Here is a 17,662-nt window from a genome sequence, read left to right on the forward strand (position 1 = left end):
CACCGGCACCACCGTTACCCACTCGGTGCTCACCGCCGCATTCCCGACCCCGGAGCCGAAGAACCATGCGTGATGTCGTCATCTGCGAACCCGTCCGCACCCCCGTGGGCCGCTACGGCGGCGCGCTCGCCTCCCTCACCGCCACCGAGCTCGGCGTGGTCGCACTGCGCGGACTCCTCGATCGCACCGGTGTGGCGCCGGAGCTGATCGAGGACGTGATCCTGGGCAACTGCAATCCGAACAGCGAGGCACCCGCGCTCGGCCGGGTGGTCGCCCTGGACGCCGGGCTGCCGGTGACGGTCGGCGGCATGCAGCTGGACCGGCGCTGCGGTTCCGGGCTGCAGTCGGTGATCCAGGCGGTGCTGCAGGTGGGCAGCGGCGCCAACGAGGTGGTGGTCGCGGGCGGCGCGGAGAGCATGAGCAATGTCCCGTTCTACTCCACCGACATTCGGTGGGGCGCCGCCCGCAGCGGCGTCACCATGCACGACGGGCTGGTCCGGGCGCGGGAGACCGCGGGCGGCAAGCACCATCCGGTGCCCGGCGGGATGCTGGAGACCGCGGAGAACCTGCGCCGCAAGTACGCCATTCCACGTGCAGAGCAGGACGCGCTGGCGCTGCGCTCGCACCGCAATGCCGTCGCCGCCATCGAGTCCGGCGCAGCCGCCGAGCAGATCGTGCCGACCCCGATCCGCACTCGCTCCGGCGAGGCGTTCGTCGACACCGACGAGCATCCGCGCGCCGACACCACCCTGGAGGCGCTGGCGAAGCTGAAGCCGGTGCGGGCGAAGATCGACCCGGACTCCACGGTGACCGCGGGCAATTCGAGCGGCCAGAACGACGCCGCCGCGGTCTGCCTGGTCACCACCCGCGCCGCCGCCGACCGGCTGGGGCTGACCCCGCTGGTGCGGCTCGCCGCCTGGGCGGTGGCCGGGGTGGAGCCGAGCCTCATGGGCATCGGCCCGGTGCCTGCCACCGGCGCCGCGCTCGCGCAGCTGGGCCTCACCCTGACCGATATCGACCTGATCGAGCTGAACGAGGCCTTCGCCGCCCAGGCGCTGGCGGTGCTGCGCGAGTGGGAGTTCGGCGCGACCGACCTGGAGCGGGTCAACGTGCACGGCTCCGGCATCTCGCTCGGGCACCCGGTCGGCGCCACCGGCACCCGCATGCTGGCCACCCTGGCCCGCGAACTGCACCGCCGCGACCTGCGGTACGGGCTGGAGACCATGTGCATCGGCGGCGGGCAGGGGCTCGCCGCCGTCTTCGAGAAAGTGGCCTGACATGCGGGTTTTTCGTTCGCTCGACACGCTGCGCGGCGCCGTCGGGACGGTCATCGGCCCCGGCGAGTGGCTGACCGTCGACCAGGACCGGATCGACACCTTCGCCGCCGCCACCGGCGACGACCAGTGGATCCACGTCGACCCCGTCCGCGCGGCCACCGGCCCCTACGGCGGCACCATCGCGCACGGGTACCTCACGCTCTCGCTGCTGCCGCTGCTCGGGCGCGACCTGTTCTCGCTGCAATTCGGCAGTGCGCGCATCAATTACGGCAGCAACAGCGTCCGCTTCCCGGCGCCGGTGCGGGCGGGCACCCGCATCCGGGCGTCGGCGGTCGTCACCGAGGTCGAGGCCGGGGAGGGACGGGTGATGCTCACCCTCCGCTGGACGGTCGAGAACGAGGGCAACGCCAAACCGGCCTGCGTCGCGGAGACCCGAACCCTGGTGCTGCTGTGAGCGGTGGCGCACCACGGGACGGCGACGGGGTTGCCGCGGCCCCGCTGTCGGGGCTGCGGATCGTGGAGATCTCCAGCTTCGTCGCGGCCCCGCTGGCCGGGCTCACCCTGGCCCAGCTCGGTGCCGAGGTGATCCGGATCGACCCGCTCGGCGGCGGCCCCGACTACCGGCGCTGGCCGCGCACCGACGCAGGCGAGAGCCTGTACTGGACCGGGCTGAACAAGGGCAAGCGCTCGGTCACCGTCGACCTGCGCGCACCGGAGGGCCGGGCCGCGGTGCTCGGGCTGATCACCGCGGGCAGCGGCATCGTGCTCACCAACGCCGCCCGGCCCTGGCACGGCTACGACGCGCTCCGGGCGCAGCGCGCGGATCTGATCCACCTGGAGATCACCGGCCGGGCCGACGGTGGCACCGCCGTCGACTACACCGTCAATGCGGCCACCGGCTTCCCGCTCGTCACCGGTCCGGTGGAGCACAGCGGACCGGTCAACCACGTCCTGCCCGCCTGGGATGTCGCCTGCGGGCTCTACGCAGCGCTGGCCATCACCGCCGCAGTGCGCCACCGCGATGCCACCGGCGAAGGCAGCCGGATCGTGCTCCCCCTGGAGAACGTGGCGCTGGCGATCGCCGGACACCTCGGCTTCCTCGCCGAGGCGGCGGTGAACCGCACCGACCGCCCGCGCATCGGCAACGCCCTCTTCGGCCAGTACGGCGCCCCGTTCACCGCCGCCGACGGCACCACCTTCATGGTCGTCGCGCTCACCGCCAGGCACTTCACCGACCTCGTCACCCTCACCGGCACCGAAGCCCCCATCGACGCGCTGGCGAAAGCACTGGAAGCCGACTTCGCCGATGAAGGCGACCGCTACCGCCACCGAGCCGTACTGACCGGGCTCTTCACCCCCTGGTTCCGCGAGCGCACCGGTCCCGAGGTCGAGGCGGAGCTGAGCGGCACCTCGCTGCTGTGGGACCGCTATCGCAGCTTCCTCGAACTGGTGGACAGCCCGCGGGTCACCGGCAATCCGCTCTTCACCACCGTCCACCAGCCCGGCATCGGCGACCTGCCCGCCCCCGGCACGCCCATGCTCATCGACGGTGCCCACGCTCCGGCCCGCGCCGCACCGCTCCTCGGCGCCGACAACGGCGACCTGCTGCCCCGCGCCGCCCCGAGCACGGAACCGCGCGCCGAGTTCGCCCCCGACCATCGAACGGAATCCTCGTGAAACTCGCGCAGACCCACGGCCTGACCGATATCCAGACCGATATCCTCGCCACCGTCCGCACCTTCGTGGACAAGGAGATCATCCCGGTCGCCCAGGAACTCGAGCACACCGACACCTACCCGCAGGCCATCGTGGACCGCATGGCCGAGCTCGGGCTGTTCGGGCTCATGATCCCGGAGGAGTACGGCGGGCTCGGCGAATCGCTGCTCACCTACGCCCTGTGCGTGGAGGAGCTGGCCAGGGGCTGGATGAGCGTCTCCGGGGTGATCAATACCCACTTCATCGTCGCCTACCTGCTGCAGCGGCACGGGACGGAGGCGCAGAAGCAGCGCTTCCTGCCCCGGATGGCGACCGGCGAGGTGCGCGGCGCCTTCTCCATGTCCGAGCCCGAACTGGGCTCCGACGTGGCGGCAATCCGCACCAGGGCCGTGCGCGACGCCGACGGCGACTACACCCTGGACGGCCGCAAGATGTGGCTCACCAACGGCTCCACCGCCACCCTGGTCGCCGTGCTGGTGCGTACCGACGAGGGCGCCGAGCGCCCGCACGACAACCTCACCGCGTTCCTCATCGAGAAGCCGGCCGGGCTCGGCGAGATCGCGCCCGGGCTGACCATTCCCGGCCGCATCCACAAGATGGGCTACAAGGGCATCGACACCACCGAACTACTGCTCGACGGCTACCGCGCCGCCGCCGACACCGTACTCGGCGAGGCGCCGGGGTACGGCTTCCGGCAGATGATGGACGGTATCGAGGTGGGGCGGGTCAATGTGGCCGCCCGCGCCTGCGGGATCGCCATTCGCGCCTTCGAGCTCGGGGCGCGCTATGCGCAGCAGCGCTCGGCCTTCGGCAAGCCCATCGTGCAGCACCAGGCCATCGAGTTCTCCCTGGCCGAGATGGCGACCAAGGTGGAGGCCGCGCACCTGATGATGGTGAACGCGGCCCGGCTCAAGGACTCCGGGGAGCGCAGCGATGTGGCCGCCGGAATGGCGAAGTACCTCGCCAGCGAGTTCTGCAACGAGGTGACGCAGGCGGGGTTCCGCATTCACGGGGGGTACGGCTACTCCAGCGAGTACGAGATCGAGCGGCTCATGCGGGAGGCGCCGTTCCTGCTCATCGGTGAGGGGACGAGCGAGATCCAGAAGCGGATCATCGCCCGCGGGGTGCTCGCCGACTACCGGCTCTGAGCCGCGGGGAGCCGGCCGGGCAGCGCGGACGTCCGCCGCGAGGGCGCTTCCCGCGCCGCCGGATCAGCTACCGGTGGTGACGGGGTCCGGCCGGTCCTCCGTGGCGGCGGCCGGAGCGGGGCCTGCGGTTCCGCCGCCGGTGCCGGGGCGGCGGCGGCCACGCACGGCGAGGTAGGCGGCGAGCAGGACCAGCAGCCCGCCGACGACCGCGATGCCGATCGGTACGTAGACGAAGACCAGCCGGAGCGAGTCCCGCCCGTCCTGCGCGGAGCGCGCCAGCGCGGTCACCGTCTCCGGGGTGAACCGCAGCTCGCCCGCGTACACCACGACCTGGTTCGGGTCACCGGGGGCGGCGGCGAAGTACGAGGTGGGCTGGACGACGGTGTCCAGGACGCTGCCGGTCTCCGGCTCCACCCACATGTCCTGCACCAGCGTGTAGTACAGGTTCATGGTGAGCACCTCGTCGCCGGCCAGCCCCCACTTGGCGGCGGGCAGCGGGAGCCGGGCGGGCTGGCTGTTCGCGGGCGAGCCCGCCATGTCGTAGTCGCGCACCTCGAAGCGGAAGTGCAGCACCTGCTGCCCCTCGATCTCCCGGTCGGCATCGAGGTACCTGGCGGTCACCGGGGTCAGGGTGGCGGTGTCGAAGTACGGGAGGTCGGCGCGCGCGGTGTCGGCGGGGAAGGTCCAGTAGGTCCCGGTACGCGCGGGCGTCGGCTTGGCGGTGGCGGCCGCGGGGGCCTGCATGGTGGATTCCGGTGCGGCCACGGCGATCCGGGTGCCCGGGTCGACGGTCACGACATCGATGGCGCTGTGGAACTCGGTGCCCGCACCGGTGACGCCCTTGGCCTCGGTGCGCACCACCAGATCGTCGGCCTCGGTGCGCGATTCGGCCGCGGTGGTGGTATCGATCCGGATCTCGGTTCCCTGCTCCACCTTCAGCGGCCCCGGCACCATCACACTGGACCGGTCGAGCAGGCTGGCGGTTCCCGCCAAGACGGTCTCCTGCGTGAAATCACCGGGCACCCGGACGGCGGAGTCCCGTAGTTGCCCGGGCGCGAGCACGGCGGCGGCCACGAGTAGGACACCGAGAACGGCGAGAGCGGAAACGAGAATCTTGCGTGTCACAGAACGACACTCCCTATTTCGACAATGACGAGCGCTACGACCGTAGTCACATCTGTCGCGCTCCCGGCCGGAAACGAAGTACTTTCCGCCGCCGGTATTTTCGATTGCCGGATCAGGGCAGGTAGACGCGGCTGGCGAGCCGGCGGCCGTCGACCAGCTGCATCGTCATGGCCACCCGGCTGCGGTCCACCCTCGGATCCTGGGCGGCGGCATTGGTCACCGTCTGGTCGATGAAGAGCAGCACCTCGACCTCGGTGTCGGTCGCCGATTTCACCGCGGCGTCGAGCACGGTGCCCTGCCCGGTCGCCTTGTTGTCGACCAGCAGCTGGCGGAGCTGGCCGCTGGAGCGGGAGTACATGTCCTTGAACTCGCCGGTCGAGCCGTCCAGGACGGCGGCGAAGCCCTGGTCGAGGTTGTTGGAGTCCACGCTGGTCAGCGTGGTGCCGTAGGCGCGGGCGGCATCCAGGGCCGCGGCGGAGGCACTGTCGACGTCGCGCTGCTGCTGCAGCTGCCAGGCCAGGATCACGACCGCCACCAGCGCGGCGACGGCCACCGCCGCGACGATCGGCAGGGCGAAGCGGCGCACCGTCGCCACCAGCACGATCAGCACGAGCTTCGCCTTGCTCGGCAGTACGAACTCCGGTGTCGCGGGCTCGGGCGTCACACCGGGCTCAGGCGTCATACCGGTCTCGGGCGCGACCTCGGCCTCGGGCACCACCTTGGGCTCGGGCGCAACGCCGGTCTCGGGCACGACCTTGGGCTCGGGCATCACGCCGGTCCCGGCGGGGTCGGCGGCACTGGTGTTCTTCGACATCGGTACTCCTCGGTGGTCGGTACTCAGCGGGGCGGCTGCAGGGTGGTGCGGGTGTCGTCGATCGGCAGCGGGATCGTCCACGGCCCGATCGGGGCCGGACCGGTGGTGGCGTTCGGATCGGCGCCCGGTGGGGCGAGCCCGGGAATCGCCGCGCCCGGCGGGCGCGGGGCATTGTTCGCGCCGCGCACCAGGATCGAGGGGTCGTTCGCCGGGCACCCGGTGTAGAGGTAGGGCTCGGGGTAGTCGGGCACCGACGGCGCGTGCCGCGGCACCTGGTAGTCGCAGGAGTAGCGGGGATAGAGGTTCACCAAACCCCAGATCCCGCCGTCCCGGATCACCATCGACAGCGCGTCCAGCGCGGACCCCGCCCGCTGGGTCGGGAAGAAGAACTCCTGCAGCGCGGGCACCCGGGGGTTGGTCATCTCGGCGAGCGTGGACAACCCGGTGAGCAGCTCGACGATCGAGCCCCCGTTGTCGCTCAGCACCGAGTCCACCGCGGCCAGCGTGCCCGGCGCGGTGTCGAGCAACCGGACATAGCCGCCGGTCTTGGCCTCGACTCCGCGCAGCATCTGCGCGCTGTCGGCCGCGAGCGCGCGCAGCTCGTCGGTGCCGCCCGCCACCGTGGACGAGACAACGGCCGAGCGCACGGCAGTCACTATACAGTGACTCTTACCGTTGACATAACTATAACCTGTTTCAGCCGCTCGGGCGTCCCGATCGCCGATCCGGTCCGGGGCAGATCGCTCCACGGTAACCTGTACCGTTGCTGTTACAGTTTTGCCCTGGAGGATGACCATGACCGCACGAGAGCTCCGCACGGACGACCTCGCGATACCGCTCGGACCGGACGGGCTCACCCCGGAGTGGCTCGCCGCCGCGCTCTCCGGCCCGGTGCCCGCCGCCGTCGACAGCGTCGCCGTGACCCCGATCGGCACCGGTCAGACCGGTGCGACCTATCGGCTCACCGTCGGCTACGCGGCGCCGTGCGACCGGCCGCGCAGCTTCGTGGCGAAGCTGCCCGCCCAGGACGGGTCGGTGCGCGCCGGAGTCACGCTCGGCTACCTGGCCGAGGTCGAGTTCTACTCCGCCGTGGCGCACCGGACCAGCGTGCCGGTGCCGCGCTGTCACTACAGCGCGATCAACGAGGACGGCTCCGAGTACGTGTTGCTGCTCGACGACCTCGACCCCGCGATCCAGGGCGACCAGCTGGCCGGCTGCGACGAGGAGACCGCGCGCCGGGCCGTGACCGCCCTCGCCGGGCTGCACGCCCCGTCCTGGTGCGATTCGTCCTGGCTCGAACTGCCCGTCGGCTCCATGCCGAAGCCGGGCGACTCGGCGGCGGCGGGCGGGCTCGGGCAGGTCGTCGAGATGGTCGCCCCCGCGATCCTGGAGCGCTTCGGCCCCTTCCTGGACGACACCGACCGGGATACCCTGCGGCTCGCGCTCGAGCTCATGGGGCCGTGGCTGCTCACCGACACCGGCCGCTACGCGCTGATGCACGGCGACTACCGGCTGGACAACCTGCTGCTCGACGCCGACCGGCTCTTCGTCGTGGACTGGCAGACCCTCGGCGTCGGACTACCCGCGCGCGACCTCGCCTACTTCATCGGCACCTGCCTCGACCCCGAGCTGCGCGCCGACGCCGAGCAGCGCCTGGTCGCGGCCTACCATGCCGAGCTGCTCCGGCACGGCGTGCCCGGCTACGACCTGAAGACCTGCCTGGCCGACTACCGCCTCGGCATGCTGCAGGGGCCGTTGATCATCGCGCTCGGCGCCGCCTTCGCGACGACCACCGACCGCGGCGACGACCTGTTCCGGGTGATGCTGCGCCGCAGCTGCCGCGCGATCCGCGAACTCGGCACCCTCGAACTCATCCGAGCCGCCGCCGCTCCGGCCTGACCCCCGCGTAACCGATATTCTTACTGTTAGCCTTACGGTAATGGCCGCGCCCGGTTCGTCGGGCGGGCGGTACCGATCGGAGAAGCCGAGCGTGGACCTGGGATTCGAGAACGCGACCGCGGTCGTGGTCGGCGGCAGCCGCGGCATGGGGCTCGCCACCGCGCAGTGCCTGGCCGACGAGGGCGCCCGGGTCGCGGTGGTCGGCCGGACCGCCGCGGACGTGGCGGCTGCGGCACATGATCTGGCCGAGCGCGGCAGCCCGGACGCGGTCGGGATCGCCGCCGACGCCTGCGACCCCGCCGCCGTGCGCCGGGTCTTCGACGAGCTGGGCGAGCGGTGGGACGGCGGCCTCAACGCCCTGGTCAATACCGCGGGCCCGAATGTGCAGGGCCGCTTCGAAGCGCTGACCGTGCAGAGCTGGCGCGAGGCCGTCGACCACGGCGCGATGTCGATGGTGCACTGCGTGCAGGCCGCGCTGCCGCTGCTGCGCCGGGCCGAGTGGGCGCGCATCGTCAACTTCTCCGCGCACTCCACCCAGCGCCAGAGCGTGAACCTGGTGGCCTACACCGCCGCCAAGGCCATGGTCACCAGCATCTCCAAGAATCTCTCGCTGCTGCTGGCGCCGGAGGAGATCCTGGTCAACGTGGTCTCCCCCGGCACCTTCGTGACCCCGGCGCTGCTGGAGTGGGCGCGCTCGGCCGGTGTGCACACCGACGATCCGTACGAACTCATGCGGGCGATCGGCGAGCACTTCGGCCACCCCGCGCACATGCCGCGCGCCGGGCGGCCCGAGGAGATCGCCCCGGTCGCCACCTTCCTCGCCTCGCGGCGCAATTCCTACACCACCGGCGCCGACGTGAACGTCGACGGCGGTTCCGACTTCACCTGACCTTCCCGGAGTGCACCATGACCCGCATCCTCGACGAACTCGGCTACTACCTCCTGCCGGGGGCGGGCGGCGCCGGCCCCGCCGGTGTCCTCGACGAAGCGAAGCGCGGTGAGGAGCTCGGCTTCGGCACAGCGTTCGTCTCCGAGCGCTGGAACATCAAGGAGGCGGCCACGCTCAGCACCGCCGCCTGCGCGGCCACCACGCGACTCCGCGTCGCCACCGCCGCGACCAACCACAACACCAGGCACCCGCTGATCACCGCCTCCTGGGCGACCACCCTGCACCGGCTCTCCGGCGGGCGGTTCACGCTCGGGATCGGCCGCGGGGTGCCCGGGCTGTACGACCTGTTCGGCATTCCGTCGGTGACCACCGCGCAGATGGAGGAGTTCGCGCGGGTCATGCGCACGCTCTGGAGCGGCGGGGTGATCAGCGACTACGACGGTCCCCTCGGGCAATACCGGACGCTCTACCTGGACGGCAACTTCCGGGAGGAGATCCCGCTCGGGCTGGTCGCCTTCGGCCCGAAGAGCCTGGCGCTGGGCGGGCGGGCCTTCGATGATGTCGTGCTGCACACCTATTTCGGGCCCGGGACACTGCGCCGGTGTTCGGACACGGTGAAGCGCGCGGCCGTCGACGCCGACCGCGACCCCGACCAGGTCCGGGTGTGGTCGTGCCTGGCGACCATCGGCGACCACCTCCCCGAGGAGGTGCGGCGTGCGCGGCTGGTCGGGCGGCTCGCCACCTACCTGCAGGGCTACGGCGACCTCATGGTCCGCACCAACGACTGGGACCCGGCCGTCCTGAAGCGATTCCGCGAGGACTCGGTCGTGCAGTCGATTCCCGGCGCGATCGACCGCGTCGCCACCGACGAGCAGCTGCGGCACATCGAGGAGCTGTTCCCCGCGTCCTGGACCGAGAACGCCGCCACCGGCACCCCCGAGGAGTGCGCCGCCCGCATCCGCGCCGAGTTCGAGCACGGCGCGGACCGGGTCATCCTGCACGGTGCGACCGCCGACGAGCTCGCCCCGATCGTCGCGGCCTACCGGGCGGGTGACCCCGCCACGGTCGCCGGCGCCGAGACCGCTGCCGAAAGGACCGACGCCCCGTCGCGATAGCCGCGGACCCGTAGCCCGGTGCGGCGGATCCGGCCATGCCCCGGATCCGCCGCACCGGAGCCGGGCCGGTCGCCGCTCACCCCTCGGACTCGGGCCTGCGCACGTTCCACTCTCCGGTGAACACCGGATCCCGCTTCTCCCGGAAGGCCGCGTACGCCTCCGGCACGTCCGCGGTGGCGAAGGCGACGGACTGTGCCCGCGCCTCCCCGGCCAGCGCCTCCCGCATGCTCCGATCGGCCCCCTCGTTGAGCAGCCCCTTGATCTGCGCCAGCGCCACCGGCGGCCCGGCGGCCAGCCGCGCGGCCGTGGCGTCGGTGAAGTCGTCGATCTCGTCCTCCGGCGTGAGCCAGGTGACCAGCCCGAGGGCATGAGCCTCCGCGGCATCGACGGTATCCGCCAGTAGCGCCAGCCGCTTGGCCTGTTGCAGCCCGACGAGTTTGGGCAGCAGCCAGGAGCCACCGCAATCGAGGGAGAGCCCGCGCTTGGCGAAGATCTGCGCGAAGCGCGCCTCCGGGGTGGCGATGACGAAATCGCAGCCGAGCGCGAGATTCCAGCCCGCGCCGACCGCGGCGCCGCGCACCTTGGCGAGGGCCGGGATGGGCAGCTCGTGCAGGTGCTGGGCCACGTCGGTGATCGCCCGCAACTTCTCGAACGGCGCCGCGTACGGGTCGCTGTTCACCACATCGGCGCCCGCGCAGAAGGCGCCGCCGGACCCGGTCAGCACCAGCGCGCGCACCGTGCGGTCCCGCGCGACCTCCCGGAGCGCGTCGGCCAGCGCCGCCCACAGCTCCGGGTTCAGGGCATTGCGCCGCTCCGGCCGGTTCAGGGTGAGCGTGCGCACCCCGTCCCGGTCGGAGCGCAGCAGCACGCTCACAGGAACATGTCCGCGGTGAGCGGGCCGCCGCCGGGGGTGACCCGATAGCGATCCAGGTCGGTGACCCCGTGCGCGCGCAGCACCTCCTCGTCGAGGAAGAAGTTGCCGGTGGTGGTCGCCGGGGCGGTGAGCACCAGGTAGGCGGCGTCCGCGCAGATCTCGGGGGTGCGCGAGGCGGCGAACCGCTGCTCGCCCCCCGGCCGGTTGCGGATGGCCGCGGTGCCGATCGTGGTGCGCGGCCACAGCGAGTTCACCCCGATCCCGTCGCCGCGCAGCTCCTCCGCCAGGCCGAGCGTCGTCAGCGACATCCCGTACTTGGCGATGGTGTAGGCGAGACACGAACCCGCCCAGCGCGGATCGAGGTTCAGCGGCGGCGACAGCGTGAGTACCTGCGGATCACGCCCGGCGGCGGCGGACTTCCGCAGCGCCGGAATCGCGAGCTTGGACAGCAGGAAGGTGCCCCGGCAGTTGATGTCCTGCATGAGGTCGTACCGCTTCATCGGCACCTCCTCGGTCCCCGCGAGGTCGATGGCGGAGGCATTGTTCACCACCAGATCGATCCCGCCGAACCGCTCGACCGTCTGCTCGACCGCCACGGCAACGGTGTCGTCGTCGCGGATGTCACCGACGACCTTCAGCACCGCCCCACCCGCCCGCTCGATCTCGGCCCCCGCGGTGTGGATGGTGCCAGGCAGCTTGGGATGTGGCTCGTCGGTCTTGGCGATGAGCGTGATGTTCGCGCCGTCGGCAGCCGCACGCAGCGCGATCGCCAGCCCGATCCCGCGGCTGCCGCCGGACATGATCAATGTCCGGCCCGCGAGTGACCCCATCAGGTGGTGACGATCGTCGCGCCTGCGGTGCCCGGCGCACCGTAGAGCAGGGCGAACCCCGCCTTGGGCGCGCCGGCGACCTGCCGCTCCCCCGCCGTCCCGCGCAGTTGGTGCACCAGCTCGTGCAGCTGCCGCATCCCGGAGGCGCCGATCGGCTCGCCGTTGGCGATGAGCCCGCCGTCGGTGTTCACCGGCAGCGAGCCGGTGATCTCGGTGGCGCCCTCGGCGATGAGCTTCTCCTGGTCGCCGTGCGCGCAGAGCCCGGCCTCGGCCATGTGGATGACCTCCGCGCCCGCGTCGGTGTCCTGCAGCTGGGCGACGTCGATGTCGGCCGGGGAGATCCCGGCGGCCTCGAAGGCCGCGCGCGCGGCGTGCACCGACGGCGCGGCCTCCTCCTGGACCGGCGCGTAGGTGGTGTTCACCTCGTAGGCACCGTAGGCGCGGGTGCGGATCTCGACGGCGCGCACGTACACCGGCTTGCGCGCGGAGAAGCGGTGCGCGATGTCGGCCCGGCACATGATCACCGCGGCGGCGCCCTCGTCCGGGGCGCAGAACATGTAGTGCGTGAGCGGGTAGTTGAGCATGGGTGCCGCCAGGATGTCGTCCTCGGCGACCGGCTTGCGGCGGAACGCGTTCGGGTTCAGCGCGCCGTTGCGGTAGTTCTTCGCGGCCACCTTGGCCAGGGTGCGCTGCGAGATGCCGTGGTCGTGCAGGTAGCGGTTGGCCTTCATGCCGAAGAACTGGGTGGTCAGGTACTGGCCGTTCTCGCCGTACCACTTCGGCATCCCGACCAGGGTCGGGTCGACGGTGAAGGCGCCGCGCGGGTGCTTGTCCATGCCGATCGCGATGCCGACGTCGTACTTGCCGAGCCGGATGGCATCGGCAACGGCCTCGGTGGCGCTCGCGGAGGTCGCGCAGGCGTTGAAGACATTGGTGAACGGGAGGCCGGTGAGCCCCATCATGCCGACGATGGCGTCCGGGTTCGCGACCTCCCAGCTGCCGCCGACGGCGAACTGCATGTCCTTCCACTCCAGCCCGGCGTCGGCCAGCGCGGCCCGGATCGCGTCGGTGCCCATCTGCATGGCCGACTTGCCCTCGAAGCGGCCGAACGGGTGCATCCCGACGCCGATGATCGCTACCTCGTTGGTCATCAGGACTCCTTGCTCGACAGCGGCTCGAAGGCGAAGGTGAGCACCTCGTCACCGGCGGTGTCGGTGCCGAGGTGGACGGCGGTCAGCGCGACCGGCATCCCGAAGGTGAGCTTCTTCGGGTCGTTCTCGGTGAGCCTGCCCTCGACCCGGATGACGTCGCCGAGCTGGACCAGCCCGACGCCGAACGGGACGAAGGTCTGCTGCGTCTCGTCGCCGAGGTACGGGGCGCCCGGCAGGAAGCCCTGCGTGGTCCAGGCCACCAGGGTCCCGGTGCGCGGCAGGGTGATCCGCTCGACCGCGGGCTTGCTGCAGCGCGGGCACAGCTCCTGCAGTGGGAAGACGGTCGCCGCGCAGTCGGCGCAGGCCCCGCCGACGAGCTGGTAGTCCTCCTCCGGCCAGGTCGAGATATCCGGTGCGATCATTCTCGGCATCGTGTGATTCCTTTCAGGAGACTTTCTGCGGGGCGGCGGCGGCGCGCAGCACCGCGATGGCGGCGAGCGCGACGATGCTCACCCCGACGATCCACAGCACCGGACCGGCCACCGAACCGGTGGCGAGCAGCAGCGCGCCGCAGACCAGCGGCGCGGTGCCGCCGCCGAGCACGGTGCCGATGTTCTGGCCGAGATTGGCGCCGGTGTAGCGCACCGGCGCGGGGAAGAGCCCGGCGATCAGGCCGAAGCCGGGCGCCATCACCGCGTTGGTGAGGGTCAGGTAGACCGTCATCCCCGCGGCGAGCAGCACCGGGCTCTCGGTGCTCGACAGCAGCGCGAAGACCGGCCCGGCGAGCAGGATGAAGCCGCACAGGATCGCGGTCAGCAACTCGCGCTGGCCGACCCGGTCGGCGAGCCTGCCCCACAGCGGGGTCCAGAGCGCGCCGAGCACCATGGCCGTCGCGTACGCGGCCAGCACCGACTCCGCGGGCAGGTCGCGGTTGCCTGCCAGGTAGACGCCGAACCACTGGGCCACGCCCGCCGCGCCGTTCACCCCGATCGCGATCGCGCCCGCGATCAGCACCTCGCGCCGGTAGCCGGCCAGCACCACGCGCAGCGGAGACTTCACGATGCGGTCCTCGCGGACCAGGCGGGCGAACTCCGGCGAGTCCTCCACCCGGCGCCGGATGATCAGCGCCACCAGGGTCAGCGGCGCCGCGACCAGGAAGGGGATCCGCCAACCGTGGTCGGCCATGAAGTCGCCGGAGGCGAAGATCCCGAGCAGCGCGGCGAGCACCGCGCCGCTCGACCCGCCGAGCCCGGCGCCGTAGGGGGTGAGCGAGGCCAGGAAGGTGCGCCGCGAGGCGGGCGCCGACTCGAGCGCGAAGGTCACCGAGCCGAGCATCTCCGCACCGGCCGAGAGGCCCTGGCCGATGCGCAGGGCCACCAGCATGATCGGGGCGAGAATGCCGACGGTGGCGTAGGTCGGCAGCAGCCCGATCACGGTCGAGCAGGTGCCCATCAGCACGACGGTCGCCAGCAGCGCGGTGCGCCGACCGCGGCGGTCGCCGACCCGGCCGAACAGGATGCCGCCGATCGGGCGGGCGACGAAGCCCGCGCCGAAGACCGCGAGGCCGAGGAGCAGCGAGACCGCGTCGTTGTCGGCGGGGAAGAACAGCGGCGCGAAGTAGACGGCGAGCACGCCGTAGAGCGCGAAGTCGTAGTACTCCACGAAGGTTCCGACGAAGCCGGCCACGGCCGCGCGACGGGCGTGCGGCGGGATCCGTTCCGCGCGGATCTTCGTCATTTTCCCGACCTCCTCGCCCCTGCCGCCTTCCCGGTGATGGTACCTTACGGTAAGGTCAACGGTAATTGCTACGAGGTGGAGCCATGAACTCGAGAATTCCCTCCGGGCTGGAGGACCTTCTGCACCGCCCGATAGTCGGCGTCCTCGCCACCGTCGCCCCGGACGGGACGCCGGATCAATCGCCCATGCGGTTCACCTGGGACGGCGCGCACCTGCGCATGAGCCACACCATCCCGCGCCGCAAATTCACCAGCTTGCAGGCCAATCCGAACTATTCGTTCGTCATCACCGACCCGGAAGCGCCCGCCCGGGTGCTGGAGACCCGCGGGTGGCTCGTCACCGTCGAGGGCGACCAGGACGGCAAGTTCTACGCCGAACTGGCCGAGCGCTACGGCGACACCGGCGGCGGGCCGCCCGACGACATCGACGACCGGGTCGTACTGATCCTGGACACCACGCGCTTCGTCGCGAAATAGCCGCCCGAAGGAGGGCCTGTGACACATCCCGCGGAGATTCCGATCTTCGACGCCGACGCGCACATGTACGAGACCGCGGACGCGCTGACCAAATTTCTGCCCGAGCAGTACCGCCAAGCCGTGCAGTACGTGCAGATCGGACGGCACACCCGGCTCGCGATCAACGGCCGGATCACCGACTTCATCCCGAATCCGACCTTCGACCGGGTGGCCGCGCCCGGCGCGCACGAGAAGTTCTTCGCCGGCGAGAACACCGACGGCCTCACCCTGCGCGAGATGCAGGGCGCTGCCATCGACGCCCCCGCCGCCACCCGCAACCCCGAGGACCGGATCGCCGAGCTGGACCGCCAGGGGGTGCGCGAGACGCTGAACTACCCCACGCTGGCCAGCCTGGTCGAGCACTCCGCCGCCGACGATCCGCAGCTGACGCTGGCGATCATCCACGCGCTCAACCGCTGGATGCTCGAGCACTGGACCTACGCCTACCGGGACCGCGTCTTCAGCACGCCGATCATCAACTGCGCCGAGGTGGACGGCGCGCGCCGCGAGCTCGAGTACATCCTGGAGCACGGCGCGAAGGTGGCGCTGATCAAGCCCGCGCCGGTCAAGGGCGTCAACGGCTGGCGCTCGCCCGCGCTGCCGGAGTTCGACCCGTTCTGGCGCGACGTGGAGAGCGCGAACCTGCCGATCGTGCTGCACGCCAGCCAGCCCCCGCTCGACGAGTACGTCAACAAGTGGGAGCCGCCCGCCACCAAGAACTTCATGGCGATGAGCTCGTTCCGCTGGCTCGCCCTCGGGCACCGCGAGATCTCCGACATGATCGGCAGCCTGATCTGCCACGGCACGCTGACCCGGTTCCCGAAGCTGCGCATCGCCAGCGTGGAGAACGGCAGCTCCTGGATCCACCCGCTCTTCCACGACCTGCGCGATCTCACCAAGAAGATGCCGCAGAACTTCCCGGAGGACCCGCTCGAGGTGTTCCGCCGCAATATCTGGGTGAGCCCGTTCTGGGAGGGCTCGGTCGCCGACGTGGTCGAGACCGTCGGCTGGGACCGGGTGATGTTCGGCTCGGACTACCCGCACCCGGAGGGGCTGCCGGAGCCGAAGGGCTACTGGAAGTACGCCGAGGGCATGGACACCCGGCGGACCTGGGACTTCATGGGCGACAACGCCCGCAGGTTCATGGGGCTGCCGATCGAGAACCCCGATCCGACGGCGCGGCAGGCGCCCGCCGCCGCCACTGTGTGAAGGAGCAACCGTGGACAAGAACGACATGATCCTGGTCAGTGTCGACGACCACATCATCGAACCACCCGACATGTTCGCCAACCACCTGCCGGCGAAGTACGCCGACGACGCACCCCGGCTGGTGCACATGGACAACGGCGCGGACATGTGGAAGTTCCGCGATCGCGTCATCCCGAACGTGGCGCTCAACGCGGTGGCCGGCCGTCCCAAGGAGGAGTACGGCTTGGAGCCCGAGGGCCTCGACGAGATCCGCCCCGGCTGCTACAACGTGGACGAGCGGGTCAAGGACATGAACGCCGGCGGCGTGCTGGCGCAGATGAACTTCCCCTCCTTCCCCGGCTTCGCCGCGCGGCTCTTCGCCACCGAGGACTCCGACTTCTCGCTGGCCCTGGTCCAGGCGTACAACGACTGGCACATCGACGAGTGGTGCGGCGCCTACCCCGGCCGCTTCATCCCGATGGCGCTGCCGGTGATCTGGGACGCCGAGCTGTGCGCCGCCGAGGTGCGCCGGGTGGCGAAGAAGGGCGTGCACTCGCTCACCTTCACCGAGAACCCGGCGGCGCTGGGCTACCCGAGCTTCCACCACGAGCATTGGAAGCCGCTGTGGGAGGCGCTGGTCGACACCGACACGGTGCTCAATGTGCACATCGGCTCGTCGGGCAGGCTCTCCATCCCGGCCTCGGACTCCCCGCCGGACGTCATGATCACCCTGCAGCCGCTCAATATCGTCTCCGCGGCCGCCGATCTGCTGTGGTCGCGCCCGATCAAGGACTACAAGGACCTCAAGATCGGGCTCTCCGAGGGCGGCACCGGCTGGATTCCGTACTTCCTCGAGCGCATCGACCGCACCTACGACATGCACTCCACCTGGACCGAACAGAACTTCGGCGGCAAGCTGCCCAGCGAGGTCTTCCGTGACCACTTCCTGACCTGCTTCATCAGCGACCCGATCGGGGTCAGGCTGCGGCACGAGATCGGCATCGACAACATCGCGTGGGAGATGGACTACCCGCACAGCGACTCCATGTGGCCGGGCGCCCCGGAGGAGCTGAACGGAGTCTTCGCGGCGGAGAACGTCACCGACGACGAGATCGACAAGATGACGCACCTGAACGCCATGAAGTGGTACTCCTTCGACCCGTTCAAGCACGTCCCGCGGGAGAAGGCCACGGTCGGCGCGCTGCGCGCCGCCGCGGCCGGGCACGATGTCAGCATCAAGGCGCGCAGCCATCACCAGACCTCCTCGTCGGAGAAGCTGGCGGCCTTCCAGGCGCAGATCGCCGCCGCCACCGCGCACACCGCGAGCGAGTAGTCCCCGGACCGCGCGAGCCCGGACGCCGAGCGTGTCCGGGCTCGCGCGATC

At 71.1% G+C, this 17,662-nt stretch carries 18 protein-coding genes; 10 read left to right on the forward strand and 8 right to left on the reverse strand.

Annotation, left to right across the window (positions count from 1 at the left end):
* The first annotated feature begins 65 nt into the window (after positions 1 to 65).
* The 4 genes from ACFO0B_RS19090 to ACFO0B_RS19105 are packed head-to-tail and all read left to right on the forward strand — an operon-like array spanning position 66 to position 4,141.
* Positions 66 to 1,277, forward strand: coding sequence for an acetyl-CoA C-acetyltransferase (locus ACFO0B_RS19090; protein WP_378613874.1), 1,212 nt, complete (start codon positions 66 to 68; stop codon positions 1,275 to 1,277).
* Between the two features lies 1 nt (position 1,278).
* Positions 1,279 to 1,731 carry a MaoC family dehydratase gene (locus tag ACFO0B_RS19095; RefSeq protein WP_378613875.1) on the forward strand — a complete coding sequence of 151 codons (453 nt, stop codon included), beginning with the start codon at positions 1,279 to 1,281 and terminating at the stop codon, positions 1,729 to 1,731.
* Entirely contained in the window at positions 1,728 to 2,954 is a 1,227-nt protein-coding gene (locus tag ACFO0B_RS19100) for a CoA transferase (RefSeq protein ID WP_378613876.1), read from the forward strand. The genes ACFO0B_RS19095 and ACFO0B_RS19100 overlap by 4 nt, the downstream gene beginning before the upstream one ends.
* Positions 2,945 to 4,141 carry an acyl-CoA dehydrogenase family protein gene (locus tag ACFO0B_RS19105; RefSeq protein ID WP_378613924.1) on the forward strand — a complete coding sequence of 399 codons (1,197 nt, stop codon included), beginning with the start codon at positions 2,945 to 2,947 and terminating at the stop codon, positions 4,139 to 4,141. The genes ACFO0B_RS19100 and ACFO0B_RS19105 overlap by 10 nt, the downstream gene beginning before the upstream one ends.
* 63 nt (positions 4,142 to 4,204) lie before the next feature.
* On the opposite strand, the gene ACFO0B_RS19110 is transcribed toward ACFO0B_RS19105, so the two are convergent.
* From ACFO0B_RS19110 to ACFO0B_RS19120, 3 genes are all read right to left on the reverse strand, one after another.
* Positions 4,205 to 5,266, reverse strand: coding sequence for a porin PorA family protein (locus ACFO0B_RS19110; protein WP_378613877.1), 1,062 nt, complete (start codon positions 5,264 to 5,266; stop codon positions 4,205 to 4,207).
* Positions 5,267 to 5,378: 112 nt separating this feature from the next.
* The gene (locus tag ACFO0B_RS19115; RefSeq protein WP_378613878.1) at positions 5,379 to 6,080 is read right to left on the reverse strand and encodes a DUF3329 domain-containing protein; all 702 of its coding nucleotides are present in this window, start codon (positions 6,078 to 6,080) and stop codon (positions 5,379 to 5,381) included.
* A gap of 23 nt (positions 6,081 to 6,103) precedes the next feature.
* A complete protein-coding gene (locus tag ACFO0B_RS19120) occupies positions 6,104 to 6,727 on the reverse strand; it encodes a hypothetical protein (protein ID WP_378613879.1) in 624 nt (207 codons plus the stop codon).
* Positions 6,728 to 6,875: 148 nt separating this feature from the next.
* Between ACFO0B_RS19120 and ACFO0B_RS19125 the strand changes: the two genes are divergently transcribed.
* The 3 genes from ACFO0B_RS19125 to ACFO0B_RS19135 all read left to right on the forward strand — a co-directional run bounded on the left by ACFO0B_RS19125 (position 6,876) and on the right by ACFO0B_RS19135 (position 9,983).
* On the forward strand, positions 6,876 to 7,979 hold the full coding sequence (locus tag ACFO0B_RS19125; protein WP_378613880.1) for a phosphotransferase family protein: 1,104 nt from the start codon (positions 6,876 to 6,878) through the stop codon (positions 7,977 to 7,979).
* Positions 7,980 to 8,070: 91 nt separating this feature from the next.
* Positions 8,071 to 8,868, forward strand: coding sequence for an SDR family NAD(P)-dependent oxidoreductase (locus ACFO0B_RS19130; protein ID WP_378613881.1), 798 nt, complete (start codon positions 8,071 to 8,073; stop codon positions 8,866 to 8,868).
* A 17-nt stretch (positions 8,869 to 8,885) separates the two neighbouring features.
* Positions 8,886 to 9,983: a TIGR03857 family LLM class F420-dependent oxidoreductase gene (locus ACFO0B_RS19135; RefSeq protein ID WP_378613882.1), complete on the forward strand. Its 1,098-nt coding sequence runs from the start codon at positions 8,886 to 8,888 to the stop codon at positions 9,981 to 9,983.
* 76 nt (positions 9,984 to 10,059) lie between these two features.
* Here the strand turns inward: ACFO0B_RS19135 and ACFO0B_RS19140 are convergent, their stop codons facing one another.
* From ACFO0B_RS19140 to ACFO0B_RS19160, 5 genes are read right to left on the reverse strand one after another with little or no spacing between them, the layout of a single operon-like run.
* Positions 10,060 to 10,851 carry an enoyl-CoA hydratase/isomerase family protein gene (locus ACFO0B_RS19140; RefSeq protein WP_378613925.1) on the reverse strand — a complete coding sequence of 264 codons (792 nt, stop codon included), beginning with the start codon at positions 10,849 to 10,851 and terminating at the stop codon, positions 10,060 to 10,062.
* Between the two features lie 2 nt (positions 10,852 to 10,853).
* Complete coding sequence (locus tag ACFO0B_RS19145) at positions 10,854 to 11,687, reverse strand: SDR family oxidoreductase (RefSeq protein ID WP_378613883.1); 834 nt, start codon at positions 11,685 to 11,687, stop codon at positions 10,854 to 10,856.
* Complete coding sequence (locus ACFO0B_RS19150; RefSeq protein ID WP_378613884.1) at positions 11,687 to 12,838, reverse strand: thiolase family protein; 1,152 nt, start codon at positions 12,836 to 12,838, stop codon at positions 11,687 to 11,689. The genes ACFO0B_RS19145 and ACFO0B_RS19150 overlap by 1 nt, the downstream gene beginning before the upstream one ends.
* A complete protein-coding gene (locus ACFO0B_RS19155; protein ID WP_378613885.1) occupies positions 12,838 to 13,269 on the reverse strand; it encodes a Zn-ribbon domain-containing OB-fold protein in 432 nt (143 codons plus the stop codon). Before ACFO0B_RS19155 ends, ACFO0B_RS19150 begins: the two co-directional genes overlap by 1 nt.
* 13 nt (positions 13,270 to 13,282) lie before the next feature.
* The gene (locus ACFO0B_RS19160; RefSeq protein ID WP_378613886.1) at positions 13,283 to 14,575 is read right to left on the reverse strand and encodes an MFS transporter; all 1,293 of its coding nucleotides are present in this window, start codon (positions 14,573 to 14,575) and stop codon (positions 13,283 to 13,285) included.
* Between the two features lie 83 nt (positions 14,576 to 14,658).
* Here ACFO0B_RS19160 and ACFO0B_RS19165 point away from each other — a divergent pair, with 83 nt between their 5' ends.
* From ACFO0B_RS19165 to ACFO0B_RS19175, 3 genes are all read left to right on the forward strand, one after another.
* Entirely contained in the window at positions 14,659 to 15,051 is a 393-nt protein-coding gene (locus ACFO0B_RS19165; protein ID WP_378613887.1) for a pyridoxamine 5'-phosphate oxidase family protein, read from the forward strand.
* Positions 15,052 to 15,114: 63 nt separating this feature from the next.
* Positions 15,115 to 16,299 carry an amidohydrolase family protein gene (locus ACFO0B_RS19170; protein ID WP_378613926.1) on the forward strand — a complete coding sequence of 395 codons (1,185 nt, stop codon included), beginning with the start codon at positions 15,115 to 15,117 and terminating at the stop codon, positions 16,297 to 16,299.
* A gap of 10 nt (positions 16,300 to 16,309) precedes the next feature.
* Entirely contained in the window at positions 16,310 to 17,611 is a 1,302-nt protein-coding gene (locus ACFO0B_RS19175; protein WP_378613888.1) for an amidohydrolase family protein, read from the forward strand.
* Positions 17,612 to 17,662 lie beyond the last annotated feature (51 nt).

Origin of the sequence: Nocardia jiangsuensis (genome assembly GCF_042650385.1) — a bacterium.
GTDB classification, from domain to species: Bacteria; Actinomycetota; Actinomycetes; order Mycobacteriales; family Mycobacteriaceae; genus Nocardia; species Nocardia jiangsuensis.